Genomic DNA, 5,212 nt, shown 5'->3' on the forward strand with positions numbered 1-5,212 from the left:
GGACTTCTGGAGGGTGCCTGGCCACGCTGGAAAGACAGGAACCGGACCAGGAGGAACGTCATGCCCGAGTACGAGAAGGCCCTGCGCCCCGAGGACATCACCCGCCTGTTCGTCGAGCGGTCCAACGCCGGCGACGCGGCCGGGGTCGCCGCCCTCTACGAGGAGGAGGCGGTGCTGGCCTACCCGCCCGGCGAGGTGACGGTGGGGCGGGAGGCGATCCGCGCGCTGTGGGAGAAGGTGCTCGCCGGCCGGCCCCGCTTCGAGCAGGAGCAGCCGCTGCCGACTCTGACCAGCGGCGGCATCGCCCTGACGTCGACCCCGCCGAAGGACGGGGCCGGAGCCCGCGCCCAGGTCGTCCGGCGCCAGCCCGACGGAAGCTGGCTGCGGGTGCTCGACCAGCCGGAGTTCGCCCCGCCCGGACGCTGAACCGGGCCCGGCGGGACGCTGAACCGCGCCCGGCGGGGCCGGATCAGTCCAGTACGCCGTCGAGGAGGGCCGCCCACTGCGTCACGACCCTGCGCCGACGGGCGGTGTCGTCGGTCAGCAGGTTGGCGAGGCCCAGTCCCCGGGCCATGTCCAGGAGGCCCTGCACCGTCTCGCGCACCCCGGGCCGGGTCTCGTCGGCGCCGAGGAGTCCGACGGCGATGCGGTGGGTCTCGCGGCCCACGCGCGCTTCGAGTTCGGTGACGCGGGGCCGGAGCTGGGCCTCGTTCGACGCGGCCACCCAGAGCTGGAGGGCGGCGCGGAAGAGCGGCCCGGTGTAGAGGTCGACGAGCGCGGCGACGACCTCCGTGCGGCCCTGGACGGGCAGGGCGCGCAGGGCGGCGGAGCGTTCCTCGGCGACGTACTCGACGGCGCCGGTGAACAGGTCCTCCCGGGTCGGGAAGTGGTGCTGGGCGGCGCCCCGCGAGACCCCGGCGTGTTCGGCGACGACGGAGACGGTGGAGCCCGCCCAGCCGTGTTCGGCGAGGCAGGCGACCGCCGATGCCAGGAGCCGCTGCCGGGTGGCGCGGCTCCTGTCCTGCTTCGGGGGCGTCACAGCACCCATGCGGGATCCCGTCGTTCCAGGAAGGCCGTCATCCCCTCCCGTGCCGCGTCGGAGGAGAAGAGCGCTGCGGAGCGGGCGATGAGGTCTTCGGCGTGACTGTCGAAACTCCGCAGCACAGTAGCTGTGACCAGCTCCTTCGACGCGGCCAGCCCCTGGGGTGACGCTCTGCGCAGTCCGTCCAGTACCGGTTCGAGCGCCTTGTCCGCATCCTCGGCGGCGACGCTCACCAGTCCGATCCGCGCGGCCTCCGCCGCGTCGAAGCGTTCCCCGGTGAGGTAGTAGCGGGCGGCGGCGCGCGGGTCGAGACGGGGCAGCAGGGGCAGGGAGATGACGGCGGGGGCGAGGCCCAGGCGGGACTCGGTGAGGGCGAAGGTGGACCCGGGGCCCGCGACGGAGATGTCGCACGCCCCGAGCAGCCCGAGGCCGCCGGCCCGGACGTGCCCGGTGACGCGGGCGACGACGGGCTTGGGCAGGGCGACGACGCGCCGCATGAGGGCGACGAGCTCGTGCGGGTCGGGTGGCGCGGTGAGGTCGGCGCCCGCGCAGAACGTGTTGCCGGTGTGGGTGAGGACCACGGCCCGCACGGTGTCGTCGGCCGCGCAGGCGCCGAGCGCCTCGGCGAGTTCACCGACGAGCCGTGCGCTCAGCGCGTTGCGGTTGGCCGGGGAGTCGAGGGTGAGGGTGGTGATGCCCCGTTCGTGGGACGGGGGTGCCAGGGTCATCGCGGCTTCTCCCGGTCGCGCAGTTCGCGCCGCAGGATCTTGCCGGACACCGCGCGCGGTACGGCCTCGATGAACTCCGCCCGTCTGACCTTCTTGTACGGGGAGACGCGGTCGGCGACGTACGCGATGACGTCCTCCTCCGTGAGGCCCTCCGCGCCGGGCCCGCGGACCAGGTAGGCCTTGGGGACCTCGTTGCCGTCGGCGTCGTGGACCCCGATGACGGCCGCGTCGGCGATCGAGGGGTGGGTGAGGAGGAGGGCCTCCAGGTCTGCGGGGGCGACCTGGTAGCCCTTGTACTTGATGAGTTCCTTGACCCGGTCGACGACGTACAGCCAGCCGTCCCCGTCGGTCCGGCCGACGTCCCCGGTGTGCAGCCAGCCGTCCTCGTCGATCATGGCTGCGGTGGCGTCGGGCCGGCCGAGGTAGCCCTTCATCACCTGGGGGCCGCGGATGAGGATCTCGCCGTCGGTGCCGGGGGCGACGTCGATGCCGGGGTCGGTGAGCGAGACGATCCGCATCTCGGTGCCGGGCAGCAGCTTTCCGACCGTCCCGGGCGGCGGGTCCTCCACGTCGAGGGGCACGACGTGGGTGCCGGGGGAGAGTTCCGTCATCCCGTACGCCTGCCGTACGGCGGGCACGCCGAGACGGGTGGAGCAGGCGGCGGCGAGTCCGGCGTCCAGGGGCGCGGCGGCGCTGACGACGTACTCCAGCGACGAGAGGTCGTAGTCGCCCACCAGCGGGTGCTTCGCGAGGGCCAGCACGATGGGCGGGGCGACGTACAGACCGGTGATGCGGTGGGTCTGGATCGTTTCGAGGAACTGGGCCAGGTCGAAGCGGGGCAGGACGACGACCGTGGCGCCGTAGCGCAGCGGGCCGTTCATGAGCGCGGTCAGTCCGTAGATGTGGAAGAAGGGCAGCACGGCCAGGATGCGGTCGCGTTCGCCGAGGGGGACGAAGGGCCGCAGCTGCTCCAGGTTGGTGGCGATGGAGCGGTGCGTGAGCATGACGCCCTTGGGGGTGCCGGTGGTCCCCGAGGAGTACGGGAGTACGGCGATGTCCTGGGCCGGGTCGAAGGTGACGTCGGGTTCGGGGGCGGTGGAGCCCAGCATGTCCAGTACCGAGGTGTGGCCCTCGGCCTGGTCGCAGACGTAGATCTCCTCGATACCGCCCGCGAGTCCGGCGGCCCGGCGGGCGACGTCGAGGAGCGGGGAGACGGTCACGATCCAGCGGGCGTCGGAGTCCTTGAGCTGTTTGGCGAACTCCTCGGCGGTGGCGAGCGGGTGGATGGTGGTGACGGTGGCGCCGGCCCGGGTCGCCCCGTAGAAGACGGGCGGGTAGGCGATCGTGTTGGGGCTGTGCAGGGCCAGGACGTCACCCTTGCGCAGGCCCGCCGCGGCGAGGTGTGCGGCGATGCGCCGGTGGAAGGTGTCGAGCTGGCTGTAGGTGACGGTCATCCCGTTGGTCCCGTCGATCAGGGCCGGGGTGTCACCGAAGTCCGCGGCGCTGCCGAGGACCGCTTCGTGGATGGGTGTTTCGAGGGGCGGGACGTCTGCGTACTCGCTGTGGAACACCATGGCGGTCCCCTTCGACGCGGGTGGAGAGCCGGAATCGCCCCTGCCGGGGCGGGTGGGGAGACCCGGGACGCGGCCGGGGGGATCAGTACGACTTCGGCAGGCCCAGGGTCTGGTGGGAGACGTAGTTCAGGATCATTTCGCGGCTGACGGGGGCGATACGGGAGACACGCGCGGCCGTGATCAGGGAGGCGAGCCCGTACTCGCGGGTGAGCCCGTTGCCGCCGAGGGTGTGGACGGCCTGGTCGACGGCCCTGATACAGGCTTCCGCGGCGGCGTACTTCGCCATGTTGGCGGCCTCGCCCGCGCCGGTGTCGTCACCGTCGTCGTAGAGCTTCGCGGCCTTCTGCATCATCAGCCGGGCCAGTTCCAGTTCGATGTGTGCCTGGGCGAGCGGATGGGCGATGGCCTGGTGGGCCCCGATGGGCGCGCCCTTCCAGACGGTGCGGGTCTTCGCGTAGTCCACGGCCCGTTCGAGGGCGTAGCGGCCCATGCCGATGGAGAACGCGGCGCCCATGATGCGTTCCGGGTTGAGCCCGGCGAAGAGCTGGAGCAGGCCCGCGTCCTCCTCACCGACGAGCGCATCCGCAGGCAGCCGTACGTCGTCGAGGACCAGCTCGAACTGTTTCTCCGCCGCCTGGATTTCCATGTCGATCCGGGTGCGGGAGAACCCCGGGGTGTCGCGGGGGACGATGAAGAGGCAGGGCTTGAGGGTGCCGGACTTCGCGTCCTCGGTGCGGCCGACGATCAGGGTCGCGTCGGAGATGTCGACGCCGGAGATGAAGACCTTCCGGCCGCTGAGGATCCAGCCTCCCGCACCGTCGCGGCGGGCCGTGGTGGTGATGCGGTGCGAGTTGGATCCGGCGTCGGGCTCGGTGATGCCGAACGACATGGTCAGGGAGCCGTCACAGAGACCGGGGAGCCAGGCCCGTTTCTGCTCCTCGGTGCCGAAGCGGGCGATGACGGTGCCGCAGATCGCCGGGGAGACGACCAGCATGAGGAGAGGGCTTCCGGCGGCGCCCAGCTCCTCCAGGACGATGGAGAGCTCGGCCATGCCGGCGCCCCCGCCGCCGTACTCCGCGGGCAGGTTGACGCCGAGGTAGCCGAGCTTGCCCGCCTCGTCCCACAGCTCGCGCGGGTGCTCGCCCTTCCGGGCGAGTCCGGTGCTGTACTCACGGCCGAAGCGCTTGCCGAGGGCGGCGACGGCGGCACGGAGGGCCTGGAGCTCTTCGGTTTCGAGGACGGTGCTCATGGGGTGGTCTCCTCCTGGTGAGCGGGGGCTTCCGCGGATGCGTCCTGTACGACGGCGAGCAGGGCGCCGACCTCGACCTGGAGGCCGGGGGCGGCGTGGAGCGCGGTGAGGGTGCCGGAGGCGGGGGCGAGGATGCGGTGTTCCATCTTCATCGCCTCCAGCCAGATCAGCGGCTGCCCCGCCTCGACGGCGGCACCGGGCGCGAGGCCGTCGGCGAGGCGGACGACGGTGCCGGGCATGGGGGCGAGCAGGGAGCCGGGTCCGGTGCGTTCGGCGGGGTCGGTGAAGCGGGGCGGAGCGGTGAAGGTGTACGCGCCGGCGGCTGTGTCGACATGGGCCCGGTCGCCGTGGGGGGTGACCGTGAAACGCCGGGTCACACCACCGGTTTCGAGGGTGACCGCGCCGGGCCCGGCGGCGAGGACCCGCTCGCCCGACACGGGTGCGGGGACGCCGTCCCGGCCCGTGCGGTAGGCGATCTCGTACACGGTGCCGTCGGGCTCGCTGCGGTAGCGCCTGGTCTGCGGCTGCGAGGTGAGATTGCGCCAGGCGCCGAAGCGGGCGGGGCCGGGGCCGGGGCCGGTCGATCCCGGCGCCGGGCCCGATGCCGCTCCCACGGCCG

General features: G+C 72.7%; 6 protein-coding genes. 1 reads left to right on the forward strand and 5 read right to left on the reverse strand.

The features are described 5' to 3' along the window. Nucleotides 1-60 precede the first annotated feature (60 nt). Nucleotides 61-426 (forward strand): YybH family protein, encoded by a 366-nt coding sequence (locus VN520_RS12550; protein WP_325746973.1) that lies wholly within the window; start codon nucleotides 61-63, stop codon nucleotides 424-426. Between the two features lie 43 nt (nucleotides 427-469). Here VN520_RS12550 and VN520_RS12555 read toward each other — a convergent pair whose 3' ends face one another. From VN520_RS12555 to VN520_RS12575, 5 genes are all read right to left on the reverse strand, one after another. Beyond that, complete coding sequence (locus VN520_RS12555; RefSeq protein ID WP_325746968.1) at nucleotides 470-1,048, reverse strand: TetR/AcrR family transcriptional regulator; 579 nt, start codon at nucleotides 1,046-1,048, stop codon at nucleotides 470-472. Beyond that, nucleotides 1,036-1,770, reverse strand: a complete 735-nt coding sequence (locus VN520_RS12560; protein WP_325746969.1) for an enoyl-CoA hydratase family protein — start codon at nucleotides 1,768-1,770, stop codon at nucleotides 1,036-1,038. Before VN520_RS12560 ends, VN520_RS12555 begins: the two co-directional genes overlap by 13 nt. Next, nucleotides 1,767-3,344: a 4-coumarate--CoA ligase family protein gene (locus tag VN520_RS12565; protein ID WP_325746970.1), complete on the reverse strand. Its 1,578-nt coding sequence runs from the start codon at nucleotides 3,342-3,344 to the stop codon at nucleotides 1,767-1,769. Before VN520_RS12565 ends, VN520_RS12560 begins: the two co-directional genes overlap by 4 nt. 82 nt (nucleotides 3,345-3,426) lie before the next feature. Continuing rightward, on the reverse strand, nucleotides 3,427-4,593 hold the full coding sequence (locus VN520_RS12570; RefSeq protein ID WP_325746971.1) for an acyl-CoA dehydrogenase family protein: 1,167 nt from the start codon (nucleotides 4,591-4,593) through the stop codon (nucleotides 3,427-3,429). After that, the coding region (locus tag VN520_RS12575; RefSeq protein ID WP_325746972.1) for a biotin/lipoyl-containing protein at nucleotides 4,590-5,212 on the reverse strand (623 nt) is incomplete at its 5' end. The genes VN520_RS12570 and VN520_RS12575, both read right to left, overlap by 4 nt.

Source organism: Streptomyces sp., from assembly GCF_035563135.1.
Taxonomy (GTDB): domain Bacteria; phylum Actinomycetota; class Actinomycetes; order Streptomycetales; family Streptomycetaceae; genus Streptomyces.

Coding starts and splice junctions, on each gene's coding strand:
- VN520_RS12570 (WP_325746971.1), bottom strand. CDS start 4,593: ATGAGCACCGTCCTCGAAACCGAAGAGCTCCAGGCCCTCCGTGCCGCC.
- VN520_RS12555 (WP_325746968.1), bottom strand. CDS start 1,048: ATGGGTGCTGTGACGCCCCCGAAGCAGGACAGGAGCCGCGCCACCCGG.
- VN520_RS12565 (WP_325746970.1), bottom strand. CDS start 3,344: ATGGTGTTCCACAGCGAGTACGCAGACGTCCCGCCCCTCGAAACACCC.
- VN520_RS12550 (WP_325746973.1), top strand. CDS start 61: ATGCCCGAGTACGAGAAGGCCCTGCGCCCCGAGGACATCACCCGCCTG.
- VN520_RS12560 (WP_325746969.1), bottom strand. CDS start 1,770: ATGACCCTGGCACCCCCGTCCCACGAACGGGGCATCACCACCCTCACC.